15 protein-coding genes are annotated in these 16658 nt (G+C 61.4%); 2 read left to right on the forward strand and 13 right to left on the reverse strand.

The window, feature by feature from the left end; all coding sequences use genetic code 11:
- Nucleotides 1-11: 11 nt before the first annotated feature.
- From WBK19_RS02135 to WBK19_RS02195, 13 genes are all read right to left on the reverse strand, one after another.
- Nucleotides 12-1691, reverse strand: a complete 1680-nt coding sequence (locus tag WBK19_RS02135) for an ABC-F family ATP-binding cassette domain-containing protein (protein WP_511286509.1) — start codon at nt 1689-1691, stop codon at nt 12-14.
- Nucleotides 1688-2104: a YchJ family protein gene (locus tag WBK19_RS02140; RefSeq protein ID WP_511286511.1), complete on the reverse strand. Its 417-nt coding sequence runs from the start codon at nt 2102-2104 to the stop codon at nt 1688-1690. The genes WBK19_RS02135 and WBK19_RS02140 overlap by 4 nt, the downstream gene beginning before the upstream one ends.
- Entirely contained in the window at nt 2101-3018 is a 918-nt protein-coding gene (locus tag WBK19_RS02145) for a recombination-associated protein RdgC (protein WP_511286513.1), read from the reverse strand. The genes WBK19_RS02140 and WBK19_RS02145 overlap by 4 nt, the downstream gene beginning before the upstream one ends.
- 204 nt (nt 3019-3222) lie before the next feature.
- Entirely contained in the window at nt 3223-3843 is a 621-nt protein-coding gene (locus WBK19_RS02150; protein WP_511286515.1) for a c-type cytochrome, read from the reverse strand.
- 63 nt (nt 3844-3906) lie between these two features.
- Nucleotides 3907-4638, reverse strand: a complete 732-nt coding sequence (trmB, locus tag WBK19_RS02155; RefSeq protein ID WP_511286517.1) for a tRNA (guanosine(46)-N7)-methyltransferase TrmB — start codon at nt 4636-4638, stop codon at nt 3907-3909.
- Entirely contained in the window at nt 4635-5417 is a 783-nt protein-coding gene (locus tag WBK19_RS02160; protein WP_511286519.1) for a thiazole synthase, read from the reverse strand. The genes trmB and WBK19_RS02160 overlap by 4 nt, the downstream gene beginning before the upstream one ends.
- Nucleotides 5418-5429: 12 nt before the next feature.
- Nucleotides 5430-5633: a sulfur carrier protein ThiS gene (thiS, locus tag WBK19_RS02165; RefSeq protein WP_511286521.1), complete on the reverse strand. Its 204-nt coding sequence runs from the start codon at nt 5631-5633 to the stop codon at nt 5430-5432.
- Nucleotides 5634-5637: 4 nt separating this feature from the next.
- Nucleotides 5638-6420: an SDR family oxidoreductase gene (locus WBK19_RS02170; protein WP_511286523.1), complete on the reverse strand. Its 783-nt coding sequence runs from the start codon at nt 6418-6420 to the stop codon at nt 5638-5640.
- A complete protein-coding gene (locus WBK19_RS02175) occupies nt 6421-7071 on the reverse strand; it encodes a thiol:disulfide interchange protein DsbA/DsbL (RefSeq protein WP_511286525.1) in 651 nt (216 codons plus the stop codon).
- A 9-nt stretch (nt 7072-7080) separates the two neighbouring features.
- On the reverse strand, nt 7081-7707 hold the full coding sequence (locus WBK19_RS02180) for an SPOR domain-containing protein (protein WP_511286527.1): 627 nt from the start codon (nt 7705-7707) through the stop codon (nt 7081-7083).
- A gap of 9 nt (nt 7708-7716) precedes the next feature.
- Nucleotides 7717-9480 carry an arginine--tRNA ligase gene (gene argS / locus WBK19_RS02185; protein WP_511286529.1) on the reverse strand — a complete coding sequence of 588 codons (1764 nt, stop codon included), beginning with the start codon at nt 9478-9480 and terminating at the stop codon, nt 7717-7719.
- 52 nt (nt 9481-9532) lie between these two features.
- Nucleotides 9533-10039, reverse strand: coding sequence for a DNA-deoxyinosine glycosylase (locus WBK19_RS02190; RefSeq protein WP_511286531.1), 507 nt, complete (start codon nt 10037-10039; stop codon nt 9533-9535).
- A 14-nt stretch (nt 10040-10053) separates the two neighbouring features.
- On the reverse strand, nt 10054-11574 hold the full coding sequence (locus WBK19_RS02195) for a GGDEF domain-containing protein (RefSeq protein WP_511286533.1): 1521 nt from the start codon (nt 11572-11574) through the stop codon (nt 10054-10056).
- A 208-nt stretch (nt 11575-11782) separates the two neighbouring features.
- Between WBK19_RS02195 and ubiB the strand changes: the two genes are divergently transcribed.
- Nucleotides 11783-13303 carry a ubiquinone biosynthesis regulatory protein kinase UbiB gene (gene ubiB, locus WBK19_RS02200; protein ID WP_511286535.1) on the forward strand — a complete coding sequence of 507 codons (1521 nt, stop codon included), beginning with the start codon at nt 11783-11785 and terminating at the stop codon, nt 13301-13303.
- A 6-nt stretch (nt 13304-13309) separates the two neighbouring features.
- Nucleotides 13310-16588, forward strand: a complete 3279-nt coding sequence (locus WBK19_RS02205; RefSeq protein WP_511286537.1) for a DEAD/DEAH box helicase — start codon at nt 13310-13312, stop codon at nt 16586-16588.
- The last annotated feature ends 70 nt before the right edge of the window (nt 16589-16658 follow it).

Below are 16658 nucleotides of genomic sequence, written 5' to 3' on the forward strand. Positions count from 1 at the left end.
AATGCCGGACCTCAGGCGGCCAGCTTCTTCTGCGCCGCCGAGGCCTCTTCACGCACACGCTTGGCTTCGTCGAGCAGATAGCGCTGGTAGTCCTCCAGATCGCCGTCGAATGGCGCGACACCGCCCTTGGAGACCAGCCAGAACTCGTCGCAGACCGAACGCAGCAGGGCGCGATCGTGGCTGACCAGCATGACGGTGCCTTCGAATTCGTTGAGGGCGACGGCCAAGGCTTCGCGGGTATTGAGGTCAAGGTGGTTGGTCGGTTCGTCGAGGAGCAGCAAGTTGGGCCGTTGCCAGACGATCATGCACAGCACCAGCCGGGCTTTTTCGCCACCGCTCATGGTGCCGACCGGTTGCTTGACCATTTCGCCACCGAAATTGAAGGTGCCGAGGAAGTTGCGCAGCTCCTGCTCGCGTCCCGGCACGTTGCTGCGGCCGTTGGCGATGGCCTCCTTGGCCAGCCGCACCATGTGTTCAAGCGGCGTGTCCTGCGGGCGCAGCACGTCGAGTTCCTGCTGGGCGAAGTAGCCGATATTGAGGCCCTTGCCTTCAGTCAGGTCACCGCTGATCGCCGCCAGCTCGCAGGCGATGGTCTTGACCAGCGTGGATTTGCCCTGGCCGTTGGCGCCGAGGATGCCGATGCGCTGGCCAGCCATCACCGAGCGGTTGATGCCGCGCACGATGACGGTCGGCGGCGTGCCGGCCGGCGCGTCTTCCAGCGGCGGGTAGCCGATGGTGACGTCCATCATCGACAACATCGGGTTGGGCAGGTTCTGCGGCTCCTGGAACTCGAAGGTGAATTCGGCATCGGCCAGCACCGGTGCGATCTTTTCCATGCGGTCGAGCGCCTTGACCCGGCTCTGGGCCTGCTTGGCCTTGCTGGCCTTGGCCTTGAAGCGGTTGATGAAGGATTGCAGGTGGGCAATCTTCTCGGCCTGCTTGGCCATGGTTGCTTGTTGCAGCAGCATCTGCTCGGCACGCATGTCTTCGAACTTGCTGTAGTTGCCGCCGTAGCGGACCAGCTTGGCGTTGTCGATGTGCAGCGTGACGCCGGTGATGGCGTCGAGGAATTCGCGGTCGTGGCTGATCATGACCAGCGTGCCCTGGTAACGCTTGAGCCAGGCTTCGAGCCAGACGAGGGCGTCCAAGTCGAGGTGATTGGTTGGTTCGTCGAGCAGCAGGATGTCGGACGGGCACATCAGGGCGCGGGCCAGTTGCAGGCGCATGCGCCAGCCGCCGGAGAAGCTGTTGACCGGGTTGTACAGTTCGGAAACCTTGAAGCCGAGACCGAGGATCAGTGACTGGGCGCGCGCTTCGGCATCGTGTTCGCCGGCGTCGTTGAGCGCCATGTAGGCTTCGGCCATGCGCATGCCGTCGTCGCTGGCTTCGGCGTCGTGCACCTCGTTGCGGGCGGCGAGCAGCTTGGTGTCGCCGTCGATGACGAAGTCGGTCGCGCTCTGCTCGGTTTCCGGCATATCCTGGGAAACCTGGCCCATCTGCCATTGCTTGGGAATCGAATAATCGCCGCCATCCTCATGCAGCGTGCCGTTGAGCAGCGCGAACAGCGTGGACTTGCCGGCACCGTTGCGGCCGACCAGGCCAACCTTCTCACCGGGGTTGATGGTGACCGAGGTCTTGTCGAGCAGCACTTTCGAACTGCGGCGCAAGGTGACGTTCTTGAGGATGATCATGGGGTGTTCTTTTCTTCAGTGGTGGGCGCGTCAATGTCGCCATCAAGGTAAAACCAGCGGCCGTCTTCACGGACGAAGCGGCTCAATTCATGCAGTCGGTGACCGCGTCCGGCAATGCGGTAGCGGGCGACAAATTCGACGGTGGCGTGATTTTCATCCTGCTGCTCGCAGCGCTTGATCTCCAGCCCCAGCCATTTGGTGCCGTCGTTTTCGGCCAGGTCCATGCTGGCTGGCCGGGTTGATGGATGCCAGCTGGCCAGCAGGTAATCGGCCAGCTTGAGCACATAGGCGCTGTAGCGCGAACGCATCAGCGCCTCAGGCGTCATTTCATTTTTGGCCGAAAAATGCAGTTGACCGCAGCATTCGGCGTAACGCCTGCCGCTGCCACAGGGGCAGGCGTCAATGGCTTTCATTTTTCTTCGACGACCTCGCCGCCGAGCGCTTCAAGCAGTTGCGGCAAGAAACGCGACAGTTCGCCGGTCATCAGCGCGAAATCAGCGTCGAATTGCTCATCGGCGTGTTCGGCCGATTTCTCGGCTTCTTCCTTGAGCAGGTCGAGGAAGGCCAGGCGTTTGATTTCCATTTTTTCGCCAAGGACGAAGGAGATGCGGTCGTCCCAGGTCAAGGCCAGCTTGGTCGGCATCTTGCCAGCAGCCAGGTGAGCCTTGATCTCAACGCTGATCTCGTCGCCATCGAGCGGGTGCCGAACGTAACGAACGGCGGCCTTTTCCTCGCCAGCCGCCTTCAGTTCGCAATCGCGGTCGATGGTGAAACCGGCCGGGGCGTCGCCGCCCGCCAGCCAGTCGGCCATTGCCGCTTGCGGCGAAACCTGGGTGTGGAGCATGGTCAGCGGGAAGTCGTCGAGACAGTGACGCAGATGCTCGATGACTTCCTCGGCCTTGGCCGGGCTGCCGGCGTCGACGCAGAACCAGCCATTTTGCGGATCAAGCCAGACGTAGGTCGTGCGGCGGCGAGTGAAGGCGCGCGGCATCAGTTCTTCGGTGACACGTTCACGCAATTCCTTGAGCTGCTTGCGGCCCGGCGCATAGCCTTGCTGGGCTTCGACCAACTCGGCGCGTTCCTTGACCTCATCATTGACCACCGACGACGGTAGCAGACGCTGCTCGACGCTCAAGGCAATCATCCATTGCTGGCCGAGCGAATAAACCAGAGCGCCATCGCGGCGCGGCGACACCCAGCCCCGGCTCATCGGCTGGTTGCTCGGGCACTTCACGAACGGGCCACGGGCCAGTTGTTCATCAAATTTGGCGAGGTCGATGTTCCACGGCGTCGGCAGGCGGTAAAGCTGGAGATTACGGAACCACATGAATCATTCCCGGTTTGCTGTCATTGAGGCGCGAGAGTTTAACAGCCCACCATCGTCGGCGCATGACGAGCCGACCACTACCGCCCAGACACGCATCGCCAAATGCCTGATCAGGCGGCCATCTTGCCCCGGCAAAAATAAAAATGCCGACATCGAACGAGGCCGGCATTTCGTCATTTTGAACGGCCCGCAGGCCGCTGGAGATTACTTGGCTGGTGCAGTGCCGCCCGTCTTGCTGACCATGAACTCGACGGCGGCCTTCATTTCGGCATCGCTCAAATTGGCCAGACCACCGCGGGCCGGCATCGAGTTGTGGCCGCTGATGGCGGACTTGACGAGCGGATCGACGCCGTTTTGCAGACGCGGTTTCCAGTCGTTCATGTCACCGAGTTTCGGGGCGCCCTGCTTGCCGGTGGTGTGGCATTCCTGGCAACGTTCCTGCACCACCTGCTCACCCGTGCGCGCCTTTGCCGGCTTCATGGCCTTCTTGGCATCAGCTGCCTTGCCGCCACTGACCATGTAACCGACGGCACGCGTCATCTCGAGATCGCTCAGCGCCGCCTGACCACCATGGGCCGGCATGTTGCGAACGCCGGTGATGGCATTCTGCGTCAGCTTGTCCAGACCTTTGGCGGCACGTTCTGCCCAGGCGGCCTGATCGCCGATCTTCGGTGCGCCATCCTTGCCGGTCGTATGGCAGGCGGCACAGACCGTGTTGACGACTTCCTTGCCAGAACGATCAGCAGCAAGTGCCGGGGTGGAAGACAGCGCAATCGCCAGGAGGGGAAACAATAAACCGCTGGCAGCAATTTTCATTTTTTTCATGATTTCCTCACTTTTCTGACAAATCCTGATTCTCATTCTACTCAGGAGCCGCCAATCTGCCAGCTATTTTTTCCGGAAAATAACATCCCAAACGCCATGCCCCAGCCGGATTCCGCGGTTCTCGAATTTGGTGAGCGGGCGGTATTCGGGGCGCGGCGCAAAGCCATCGGCACTGTTGACCAAAGTCGGCTCGGCCGAGAGCACTTCGAGCATCTGGTGGGCGTACTCTTCCCAGTCGGTAGCGCAGTGAAAATAGCCGCCCGGCTTGAGGCGGGAGGCGAGCAGCGCAACGAAGGGCGCCTGGATCAGCCGGCGCTTGTTGTGCCGCGCCTTGTGCCAAGGGTCCGGGAAAAAGACGTGGACGCCGTCTAGCGACGCTTCCGGCAGCATGTCGCGGACGACTTCAACGGCATCATGTTGGCAAATGCGCAGGTTGCTCAATTCGCGCTCGGCGATCTGCTTGCACAGGGCGCCAACGCCCGGCACATGCACTTCGACGCCGAGATAATCGTTGTCGCGGTTGGCATCGGCGATCTTGGCCGTGGTTTCACCCATGCCGGTGCCGATTTCAAGGATTTTCGGGTTATTTCGGCCGTAGATCGCAGCCAGGTCAATCGGCTGCGGGCCATAGACAACGCTGATCTTCGGCATCATCTCGGCGTAGTAGTTTTCCTGCGCCGACGACATGCGACCGGCGCGGCGGACGTAGCTCTTGATATGACCGTAGCCCTCACGGCCTTCTTCGTAGACGCCTTCGCCGACAGCGGCCGGTTGAATCAGGTGGGTATCGCTCATGAGCCGATCAATCCGGAAGTCGGCGACGATGGATCGGCCGAGTAAAGTTTGCGCGGCATGCGGCCGGCCAGAAAAGCCTCGCGGCCCGCTTCAACGCCCTTCTTCATGGCGCTGGCCATGAGAATGGGGTTCTTGGCGTGGGCAATGGCGGTGTTCATCAGTACGCCGTCACAGCCAAGTTCCATGGCAATCGCGGCGTCGGATGCCGTACCGACGCCGGCATCGACGATGACCGGCACCTTGGCGTTATCGATGATCAGGCGCAGGTTCCATGGATTGAGGATGCCCATGCCGGAGCCGATCAGCGAAGCGAGCGGCATGACCGCGACGCAACCGATTTCTTCGAGCATTTTGGCCTGAATGGGGTCGTCCGAGCAGTAGACCATGACATGAAAGCCATCCTTGACCAGGGTCTCGGCGGCTTTCAGCGTTTCCGGCATGTTTGGGAAGAGGCTGGTCGGATCGCCGAGAACTTCGAGCTTGCACAGCGGATGGCCGTCGAGCAGTTCGCGGGCCAGACGCAGGGTGCGCACGGCATCGTCGGCGGTGTAGCAGCCGGCGGTGTTGGGCAGGATGGTGAATTGCGACGGTGGCAGGGCGTCGAGCAGATTGGGTTGGCTGGGGTCCTGGCCGATATTCATGCGCCGGATCGCCACGGTGACGATCTCCGAACCGGAGGCGTCGATGGCTGCGCGGGTTTCGGCAAAATCCTTGTACTTGCCGGTGCCGACCAGCAAACGGGAACGGTACGCCTTGCCGGCGATAGTCAGTTGATGCATGGGGTAGGCTCCTTAACCGCCGCCGACGGCGACGACAATTTCAAGTTGGTCGCCCGACACCAGCGCCGTCGTGACGTGCTGGCTTTTGGGGACAATTTCGCCGTTGCGTTCAACAGCGATACGCTTGCCGGTATAGCCGAGTTGCTCAATCAGGCCGGTCACAGTCAGCGTGTCGGAAAACTGGCGGGCTTCGCCATTGATCTTGAGTTCTAGCATCGGGCTATTTTAACAAGCCGCGCGGCTTGCGCGGGGCGCTTGTGAACAAGCGGTCGTATAGCCAGTTGGGCAAGGCCCGCAGGATCTTGGCGACGACACCCATCGGCCAGGGAATGACCGCGTAACTGGTGCCGCGCGCGATGGCCCCCGCAAAGCGCGACGCGGCCTGATCGACCGGCAGCAGGAAGGGCATTTTGTAGGGATTGACTGCCGTCATCGGCGTTTCGATATAGCCGGGCGCAATGGTCACGACCTTGATGCCGTACGGACGCATTTCAAGACGCAGGCTTTCGAGATAGGCGATTGCCGCCGCCTTCGAGGCCGAATACGCCTCGGCGCCGGGCAAACCGCGAATACCGGCAACCGAGGCGATGCCGACCAGACGCTGCATTTTCCTGCCTTCGCCACCGGCTGCCTTCATCGCCGGAATGAAGGGCGCAAAGGTCGCCGCCATGCCGAAAACGTTGGTGTCCATGACTCGACGAAAGACCTCGAGATCTTCCTCGAATTCGCTAAGCGTCCCGGCCGAAACACCGGCATTGGCGATGATGATGTCGGGCGCGCCAAAGCGGGCAATGAAATCGGTAGCGGCGGCATGCAGGGCCGGCGCATCGCTAACATCCAGCGCGTAACAGGCATGTTGCCCACCCAGACGCTGGTTCAGCGCCTCGATAAACTCGCTTCGCCGTGCCGCCAGGCCCAAGGTGGCGCCCTGGGCGGCGTAGTAAACGGCAAGCGCCTCGCCGATTCCCGACGAGGCGCCCGTGATGAAGACTTTCAGGGTCAATTATTTCTTGCCGGTGCCCTTGCCAGCTTTCTCGCTGCGCGCCTGGGCGATCAGCTTGTCGGCAACGGCCAGCTTCTCGTTGAAGCCCATGTCGCCGATCAGGAACTTGCCATCGACTGCCAAAGCCGGCACGCCCTGGATCTTGTAAGCCTGCGCCATCTGGTCGGCACGCTTGACCTTGCTCATGACACCGAAGGAATTGAAGGTTTCGCCAAATTTCTTGGCATCCACCCCCTTCTTGACGACCCATTCGGTCAGCGTTTTTTCGTCGAACAAATTGACGCGCTCGCCGTGAATCGCCCGGAAAACGTCGCCTTCAAGACGATGCAGGTCGCCAGTGATTTCTAGCGCGTAGTAAAGCTTGGCGATGTTGGCCCAGGCAGCGCGTCCGAAGGTGATCGGCACCTTCTTGACGACCACGTCGGCCGGCAGCTTGGCCGCCCAGGCAGTCAGCAGCGGATTGAAGTCGGCACAATGCGGGCAGCCGTAGCTGAAAAATTCGAGCACCTCAATCTTGGCGGGATCCTCAGTCGGCTGGGCGGGGCTGACCGGCGTGAAGGCTGCGCCCTGCGCAAAAGACGGCGTTGCTACGGTCAACCCGAAAAAAAGGCCAAAAACGAAACCAACGAAACTACGACGTGAATGCTTCATTCGCTACTCCTATTTCGAAAGCTGGGCTTCAATGCCTGATTTGGCAAGCTCGGCACGCACTTTGTTCAATTCATCAATCTTCGTGTATGGACCGACACGAACCCGATAGAAGGTCTTGTCCTGAATCATCACCTGCTGGACGACAGCCTCAATACCCATAAACGCAAGCTTGGCCTTTTGGTTGTCAGCGTCCTGCGCCGTGCTGAACGAGCCGGCCTGCAGGAAGAGCGGCGTCTTCGATTCCTTGGGCTCGTCCTTCCTGTCGTCCTTCTTCGCTTCGTCTTTCTTCGGCTCTTCGATCTTGGCGTCCGGCTTGGGTGCCTTGTCCGGCACCGCATCAGCCTTGCCGGGCAGGATGTCGTAGAACTGGAAGCGTTTTTCCGGAATCGGATCACCTGGTTTGCCGGGCAAGGCCAGCGGCTGGCTCGGCTGACCATTCTTGCCATTGGCTGCGTCAGCCCGGGCCGGCGGCTGCGCCTTCTCGACAAAAGGCAGCGGCGATTTGTTGAGATACCAGACGACGCCCGCCGCCATGCCGATGCCAATGACCAGACCAATGAACATGCCGACCAGCGTGCCGCCGGCGGACTTCTTTTTCGCCGGCTGGCTCTTGCGGGGCTTCATATCGCGACTCATGGCAATTCCTTACATGGATTCCGGACAGCTGACGCCCAGAATGGTCAGTCCGTTGCGTATCGTCTGGCGGACGGCGATGGCCAGTGCAACGCGCGCATCGCGTAGCGCTGCATCATCGACCAGCATGCGCTCGGCGTTGTACCAGCCATGAAACTCGCCAGCCAGATCCTTCAGGTAGAAGGCAATCAGGTGTGGCGCCAATTCGCGGGCGGCGTTGTCGATGAGATCACGGAACTCGGTCAGCTTGCTGGCAATGGCCAGTTCGCGCGGATTGCAGAGCAGCGACAGATCGGCATCTTCGAGCGTCGCGTGATCACCGGCCCACTGATTGACCACGGAGCAAATCCGGGCGTGGGCATACTGGATGTAATAAACCGGATTTTCGTTGGTCTGGCTCTTGGCCAGATCAAGGTCGAAATCGAGGTGCTGGTCGGACTTGCGCAGGGCGTAGAAGAAACGGCAGGCATCGTTGCCGACTTCGCCGCGTAGTTCGCGCAGGGTGACGAATTCGCCCGAGCGCGTCGACATCGACGCCTTCTGACCATTACGGTAGAGCACGGCAAACTGGACGAGCGCCACCTGCAATTTGCTGGCGTCGAGCCCCAGGGCCGTGATCGCGCCATTGACGCGCGAAATGTAGCCGTGGTGATCGGCGCCCCAGATATTGATGACCTTGTCGAAGCCACGCTCGAACTTGTTCAGGTGGTAGGCGATGTCCGAGGCGAAATAGGTGTAGAGGCCGTTCTCGCGCTGGACGACGCGGTCCTTCTCGTCGCCGAAAGTGGTCGATTTGAACCAGCGGGCACCGTTCTGGACGTACAGATGGCCGTTCTTTTCGAGCAGATCGACGCAACGGGCGACCAGACCGGTATCGAACAGCGCCTGTTCGGAGAACCAGACGTCGAAATGAACGCCGAACTGCTCGAGATCGTCGCGGCAATCGGCCAGCTGTTCGGACAAGGCATGTTGATGCACGTAGGTCCAGTCGGCGCCGAGCAAGGTCTTGGCGTTGGCGATCAAGGCATCGAGATGCTGGTCGCGCTGGCGCTTGGCCTCGTCGTCAGCCCGCTCGGCATCCGGCAAGCCGGGCGTGCCGGCCAGCACGTCGGCCACCTGACGAACGAATTTGGTGCCGTGCGCCGCGCTCATCTGCTTGGCCATGTCGCGTACGTAGTCGCCTTGATAGGCATTGGGCAGGAAGGGCACATCGACACCGTTCTGCGCCAGGTAACGCAACCAGGTCGACAAGCCAAGAATATCCATCTGCCGGCCGGCGTCATTGACGTAGTACTCTCGCGTCACATCCCAGCCGGCGAAAGTCAGCAGGTTGGACAGCGAAGCGCCGTAAGCCGCGCCGCGGCCATGGCCGACGTGCAGCGGGCCGGTCGGATTGGCCGAGACGAACTCGACCTGGACCTTCTGCCAGCCACCCAGCGTCGACCGCCCGAAATTCTCGCCCTCGGCCAGCACAGCCTTGACAACGCTGGTCTTGGCGCCGGCATCGAGGGTGAAGTTGATGAAGCCGGCCCCGGCCACATCGGCCTTGGTCACCAGCGCCGAGACCGGCAATTCGTTCACCAGTTGCTGGGCAATTTCACGCGGGTTCTTCTTCAGCGCCTTGGCCAGTTGCATGGCCAGGTTGGTCGCGAAGTCACCGTGCGTCGGATCGCGCGGACGCTCCAGGTGAATGGGGGTATCGGTTGCGGTCGGCGCAACGCTGGCCAGCGCCTGTTGCAGGAGGGCGGTCAGCTGGGATTTGACGTCTAGGGGCATTGATTTGGGGCGAAAATTTGCAAAACGTCGATTATACGCTGCCGATCCCTACTTATTTGGCCGGTGCAACAATCGCCGACCATGCCGCGAGCTTGTCTGCATAGCGACTGGCGGCATGAGCGGGGCTGGTCGATGGCAAGCGAATCAACTGCACATCTGCCTCCGGTAGCCCGGGCAACACATGACGGCGAAAAGCCGCCTCAGCCGCACCACCATTGAAGAAAACACGACGAATTCCACGGTGAACAGCAAAAAAGGCCGAAAAATCGTTTACGCAAACCGAGGTCTTGACGATATCGGCATCGAGACTGCCCGGGCGCTCGCCGGCAGCAATCACATCCCACAGGGCGATACCCGCCGCCTGCAACCTTTCCAGCCTCTGGGCGTAAGGCAAAGCGGGTCCGGCGCCAATCAAATCCCCCATGATTCGCCAGAAAGCGTTTTGCTTGTTGGCGTAATATTCCTGCGCCGCCAGCGAAGCCTTGCCCGGCAGGCTGCCGAGGACGAGCAACCGGGCCGACGGATCGGCAACCGGTGGAAAACCGCGACTCAGGGACACCGGCAAATCAGGCGTCAACCGCCCATCACGCGGTTCTTGCCAGCGCGCTTGGCCAGATACATGGCCTGATCGGCCCGCCGGATGGCATCGGTACCCGACTCGTCGGCAGCCAGTTGGGCCACCCCGGCACTGAAGGTGATCAGGATCTTCTCGTTCCCCGCCATGTAGATGGCCTTGGTCAACTCCCGCTGCAGGCGGGCCATTGCCTCGATGCCCTGATCAAGGGTCGTTTCCGGCATCAACACGACAAACTCTTCACCGCCGTAGCGGGCCAGCGTATCGCTCGGCCGCATGTTGCGACGTGCCACATCGGCCAGATGAACCAAGGCACGGTCGCCAGCCTCGTGACCGAGACGATCATTCAAGCGCTTGAAATTATCGATATCGAGCAAGCTGACCGACAACGGCGTTTCCTTGCGCCGCACGCTTGAAACCTCACGCTCCATCGCCTCATCCAGCCCCTTACGATTCAGGGCATCGGTCAGCGGATCGTGGCGGGCGAGGGCGCTGGCACTGTCCAGCTCCTGGTGCAAGTGCATCAGTTCTGCCTCGGTAACCACTACCTTGTCCTGCAGGCTCTTCAACTGCTCCCGCGAGTTTGCCGTCTCCTCGGCCATCGCATGGGTTGCCGCGATAACATCGTCGAGCAGGGGTTTCAGATCCTCAATGCTGGATATCTGTTCGATCTGGCGTGCGCTCGCCTCGATCCGCCCCTCGAAGTCAGTGCTCGACTTGTTCATCACGCCCAGGCGCTCGATGAACTCGGCGAGCATCTGGCGCATTTCTGCCTGTGCTTCCACCGAGCGCGACTTGGCGCGCCCTTGCTTTTCCATCACGTCGCGCAGGCGACGCTCCATTTCATCGAGATGACGCAGCGTCAGCGGCGGCGCCACGCTGGCCAGCAGCCCGTCGATCTGCCCCTTGAGCCAGTTGTCGTCTGTACTTAATTCACCGATATTTTCAATAATCAGATGCAGCAACTTGAGCAGGGAGCCCTTGATCTCGACCTGCTCCTCCGCGGCAAACACGGCCTGATGGGTCAGGCTGCCAAAGAGGGCCTGAACCTGCGCAATCTCGACCGTCGGCTGCCGCAACAACAGGAGCAACTCGCCGGCCACAGTGAGAACCCGGGAGTCCTCCTCACCCAGCGCCGGCAGAACACATTCGACGAAACGCGCCAGCTTGCCGGCAAACTCACCAGGCAAAGCAGGCGCAAGGGGGGACGCCACACTTTCATGGAGGCGGGACTCGCCAGCCTGGGCAAATGCGGCCAAGGACTCTTTGATCCCCTGCCAGCTGCGCTTGGTAATTGCGCTGGAGAGCTTGTCCAACTGCCTCTCCTGCTCTTCATTCCGGGCTGGCAAGTCGCTCAGCAACTCGCGTAGCGGCACCTCTGGAAACGGCGGCAGATTGGGTAGATTGGCAATTTCATTGTAGCAAGCCTGGTAATTGGCCGGCGTCGGAGCCAATTGACTGGTCGCCAGGCGCTTGAGCGCCTCACGAGCAATTACGGAGGGGTGTTTCGGTTCGTTCATCGACGCTTTGGCTAACTAGTGGTGGCTGGGCATGACACCGGCAGGCTTGATTATCGAGTTTATCCTATAGCCCAGACCTTCTTGCAAGATTGTTTGTGCCGTGTCGCCTGACTCAAACAGTCACAAATCACGGGGGCGCAACCGCCGTTGGCGTGTTAACATGCTCGTTTAGCGATTTTGCCCGGCCCGGCCGGCGTTTACAGTCCACATGCGTCTCCTTCGTTTGCTCAAGATCGCCTCAGTCGCCAGCCGTTTCGGCCTCGACGAAATGGTGCTCGAACACGAGCCGAGCGGCCGCTTGGTACGCCTCGCCAACGCCCTGCAATTCTGGCGCGACCTGTCCACGCCACGCGCCGTTCGCCTGCGCCTTGCCCTCGAATCGCTCGGGCCCATTTTCGTCAAGTTCGGCCAGGTCCTGTCCACGCGACGCGACTTGATGCCAATGGATATTGCCGACGAACTGGCAAAACTGCAGGACCGCGTCCCACCGTTTGCCTCCGACCTCGCTCTGGCCGAAATCGAAAAAGCCTATGGTCGGCCAGCCAGCGAAGTCTTTGCCGAATTCGATCCGACGCCGATTGCCTCGGCATCGATCGCCCAAGTCCATTTCGCCAAACTGCATGCAGTGGACGGCGGTCATGAAGTCGCCGTCAAGGTCTTGCGCCCCAACATGCTCTCAGTCATCGAGCACGATCTGGCGCTCATGGACAACCTAGCCATGTTGCTCGAGAAGCTGTGGCCTGATGGCAAGCGCCTGAAGCCACGCGAAGTGGTCGCCGAATTTGCCAAATATCTGCGCGACGAACTTGACCTCATGCGCGAAGCCGCCAACGCCTCGCAACTGCGCCGCAACTTCGTCGACTCCAAATTGCTGATCGTCCCCGAGATTTACTGGGATTTCTGCACATCGACCGTGATGGTCATGGAGCGCATGCATGGCACGCCGATCTCGCAGATCGACAAGCTGCGCGCCGAGGGCATCGACCTCTCCAAGCTGTCGGCAGCCGGCGTCGAAATCTTCTTCACCCAGGTATTCCGGGACGGCTTCTTCCACGCCGACATGCACCCCGGCAACATCTTCGTCGCCCCTGATGGCCGCTACATCGCACTCGATTTCGGCATCGTCGGCACGCTGACCGATTCCGACAAGAATTACCTGGCGCAGAATTTCCTCGCCTTCTTCCGCCGCGACTACAAACGCGTCGCCGAAGCGCACATCGAATCCGGCTGGGCCCCCAAAGACACCCGGGTCGACGAGTTCGAAGCAGCCATCCGCGCCGTCTGCGAGCCGATCTTCGACCGCCCGCTCAAGGACATTTCCTTCGGCAAGGTGCTGCTCCGCCTGTTCCAGACCTCGCGCCGTTTCAATGTCGAAATCCAGCCGCAATTGGTCATGCTGCAAAAGACCTTGCTCAACATCGAAGGTCTCGGTCGCCAGCTTGACCCTGAACTCGACCTGTGGACCACCGCCAAGCCTTTCCTTGAGCGCTGGATGAGCGAGCAGATTGGCTGGCGAGGACTAATCCGCAGCTTCAAACAGGAAGCCCCCTATTTGGCCCGCACCATTCCGCAACTGCCGCGCCTTGTCCATCAGGCGCTGGCGCAGCCGGCCAAGACCGATCTGCAACCGCAAATCGAGCGCCTGATCGCCGCCCAGCACCAGCAAAACCGCTGGCTGGCCATTATCGCCTTGCTGCTCGCCCTGCTCGTCGGCGCGCTGCTTGCCTGACCGCCGATGGCCGTAGTCAACCTCACCACCTTCACTGAAGAGAACATCGCCGAGTGGTTCGCCACGCGCGACATCAACAAGGCCCGCCCCTACGTCGACCTGGTTCGCGACCTGACCATCGAGGGCAGCCAGCTACGCGCCCTGGTCCCCGGTTCGTCAAGCGAACCCTACGTGGCGCAGGCCTATCTAAGCCAGGCCCAGAGCGGCGAGATGACGGTGATCAGCCGCTGCACCTGCTCGGCCGGCAAGCATTGCAAACACGTTGCCGCCATGTTGCTCAAGGCCATCGAAGAACGCAATCCGAAGGAACCGGTCAGCGGCAGCGCCCTGTCCTGGCTCGAAGACCTACGCCGCGTCTCGGTCGCCGTCGCCAAGAAAAAAGCCCGGCCGGCCAGCGCCCGCCAGCAACTTTTCTACATCCTGAAATGGACGGCCGACAAGCGTCAGTTCGGCATCGAGATCCGCAAGGGCAAGTACCCGGAAAGTGCCGAAGAGTGGTGGAAGGTGGACCGCGCGCTGGTCACGCCGCCGCAGTTCGTCAATGAAGAAGACATCGGCATCCTGCGCCTGATCTGGGCTGACCGTGGCCACGAAACCGGCTTGCGCGCCTTCGGCCTGGGCCCCAAGCATGGCGCCGAAATCCTGCAGCGCATGGCGGCCAGCCACCGGCTCTACCCTGAGGATGACCTCGGTCTGCCGCTCAACGCCGGCCCGACCCGGCCGGCCAGCATCGGCTGGCAGGTCGACGGCATGGGCTTTCAGCGACCACATTTAAAGCCGGAGCCGTCGGCCGAAATGATCGTCGCCGTCGACCCTCCGTGGTACATCGATCTGGCCGAGGGCGAAGCCGGACCGCTGGAAGTGACCGGCAACCCGGACGTGATCAACCGACTGTTCTCGCTGCCGCCCCTATCGGCCAACGAAGCTGCGCTGGTTGCCGAAGCCCTGTCCGAACTGGCGCCCGACCTGCCACTTCCCGGCTCAGATGCCGGCGCCCGCCTGCGCCTGGTTGACGCGCCGCTGATTCCCATCCTTCAACTCGAAACCCTGCACACGCACGGCCACCGGGCCTGGCGTGCTTACCCGCAGAATTTTGGCGGCGGCCCCTTCGATGTTGCCAAGGTCATTTTCCGTTACGGCGATGCCGAAGTCCGCCCGGAAGAGAAGAGCGAATTCATCACCCTGCCCGAAGGCGAAACGATCCGCCTGATGCGCCGCCCCGAGGATGAAGCCAAGGCCCTGCTGGCACTCGAAGGCTGCGCCTTGCAAAAGATTCCCGGACATACCCTGCACACTTTTGGCAGCCCGCCGGAAGGCATTTACGGGTTGGCCGAGGAGGCCAGCTGGGTGCCGTTCATGCAGGATGGCACCCAGCGCCTCAAGGAAGCCGGCTGGCAGATCGAGTTCCCGGAGGATTTCCGTCACCACGTCATCGAAGTCGATGGCTGGGAGGCCGAGCTCTCCGAGGCCGACAACGGCTGGTTCAACCTCGATATGGGCGTCATGGTCGAGGGCGAGCGCCTGCCACTGGCACCCTTGCTGGCCAACCTGTTCCGCACCGACCCGCGCTGGCTCGAAGCGGCTGAACTCGAACGCGTTCCCGACGATGAGGGCATTGATCTCTACACCCCCCGCGGCAAGCGCCTACGCGTCCCAGCCGGCCGCCTCAAGCCGCTGGCCGCGACGTTGATCGACCTGTTCGACGGCTTTACTGGCGGCAACACATTGCGCCTGTCTCGCTTTGACGCACCACGACTGGCCGAACTGTCGGATATCAGCCGCTGGCAGTTCCGCGGCCAGAGCGACATCATGGCCCTGGCCGAGCGCCTGCTCAAGGCACAGGGCATCGGCGACGTCGAGCCACCGGCCGGCTTCAAGCTCGAACTGCGCCCTTACCAGAAGGAAGGCCTGGCCTGGCTGCAATTTCTCCGTGAGCACGACCTGTCGGGCATCCTGGCCGACGACATGGGCCTTGGCAAAACAGCGCAGACGCTAGCCCACCTGCTCATGGAAAAGGAAGCCGGCCGTCTCGACAAGCCGGCCCTGATCATCCTGCCGACCTCGCTGATCTTCAACTGGAAGAACGAAGCGGCTCGTTTCGCCCCCGACCTCAAAGTCCTGTCGCTGCATGGCCCGGAACGCAAGGTCCTGTTCCCGCAGATCATGCAGCACGATGTGGTGCTGACAACCTATCCGTTGCTCTGGCGCGACGCCGAAGAATTGATGCAGCACAGCTACCACCTGCTCATTCTCGACGAGGCACAGACGGTCAAGAATGCCCAGAGCCAGAGCGCCGAAGCCGTGCGCAAGGTCGATGCCCGGCATCGCCTGTGCCTGACCGGTACGCCGCTAGAGAATCACCTTGGCGAATTGTGGAGCCAGTTCGACTTCCTGCTGCCCGGCTTTCTTGGCACCAGCAAGCAGTTCACCCGCCACTGGCGGACGCCGATCGAGAAGCAGGGCGACCTTCGTCGCCGCACCCTGCTCGCCCGCCGCATCCGCCCCTTCATCCTGCGTCGCAAGAAGGAAGACGTCGCGCAGGAATTGCCGCCCAAGACCATCATCATCCGCAGCGTCGAACTCGAAGGCGCCCAGCGCGACCTTTACGAAACGGTGCGCGCCGCGATGGATGCCAAGGTCCGCGACGAAATCGCCAACCGCGGCTTTGCGCGCAGCCAGATCGTCATCCTCGACGCCCTGCTCAAGCTCCGTCAGGTCTGCTGTGACCCGCGCCTGGTCAAGGCCACGGCGGCCCGCAAGGTACCGGAACGGGCCAAGCTCGATCTGCTCATGGCCATGCTGCCTGAACTGGTCGACGAAGGTCGCAAGGTTCTGGTTTTCTCGCAATTCACCAGCATGCTGGCACTCATCGAACACGAACTGGACAAGATGGGCATCGCCTACGTCACGCTGACTGGCGATACCGTTGACCGCGAAGTGCCGATCCGCCGCTTTCAGGATGGCGAGGTGCCGATTTTCCTGATCAGCCTGAAAGCTGGTGGCGTCGGCCTCAACCTGACCGCCGCCGACACCGTGATCCACTACGATCCATGGTGGAATCCGGCCGTCGAAAACCAGGCTACCGACCGCGCCCACCGCCTCGGCCAGGACAAGCCGGTGTTCGTCTACAAGTTGATCGTCAGCGGCAGCATCGAGGAAAAAATTCTCGCCCTGCAGGAACGCAAGGCGGAGTTGGCGGCCGGCATCCTGTCCGACGACTATCGCGTTGACGTCAAGTTCGGCACCGACGATCTCGCCGCGCTGTTCGAGCCTTTGCCCGAATAAGGGTTTTGGCCGTTTTTTCGCGTCGACCGCAGGCGAAGGACATCGCCTACAATGAACAAATTAGAAATTG

It is taken from the genome of Azonexus sp., from assembly GCF_049652925.1.
Lineage (GTDB): Bacteria > Pseudomonadota > Gammaproteobacteria > Burkholderiales > Rhodocyclaceae > Azonexus.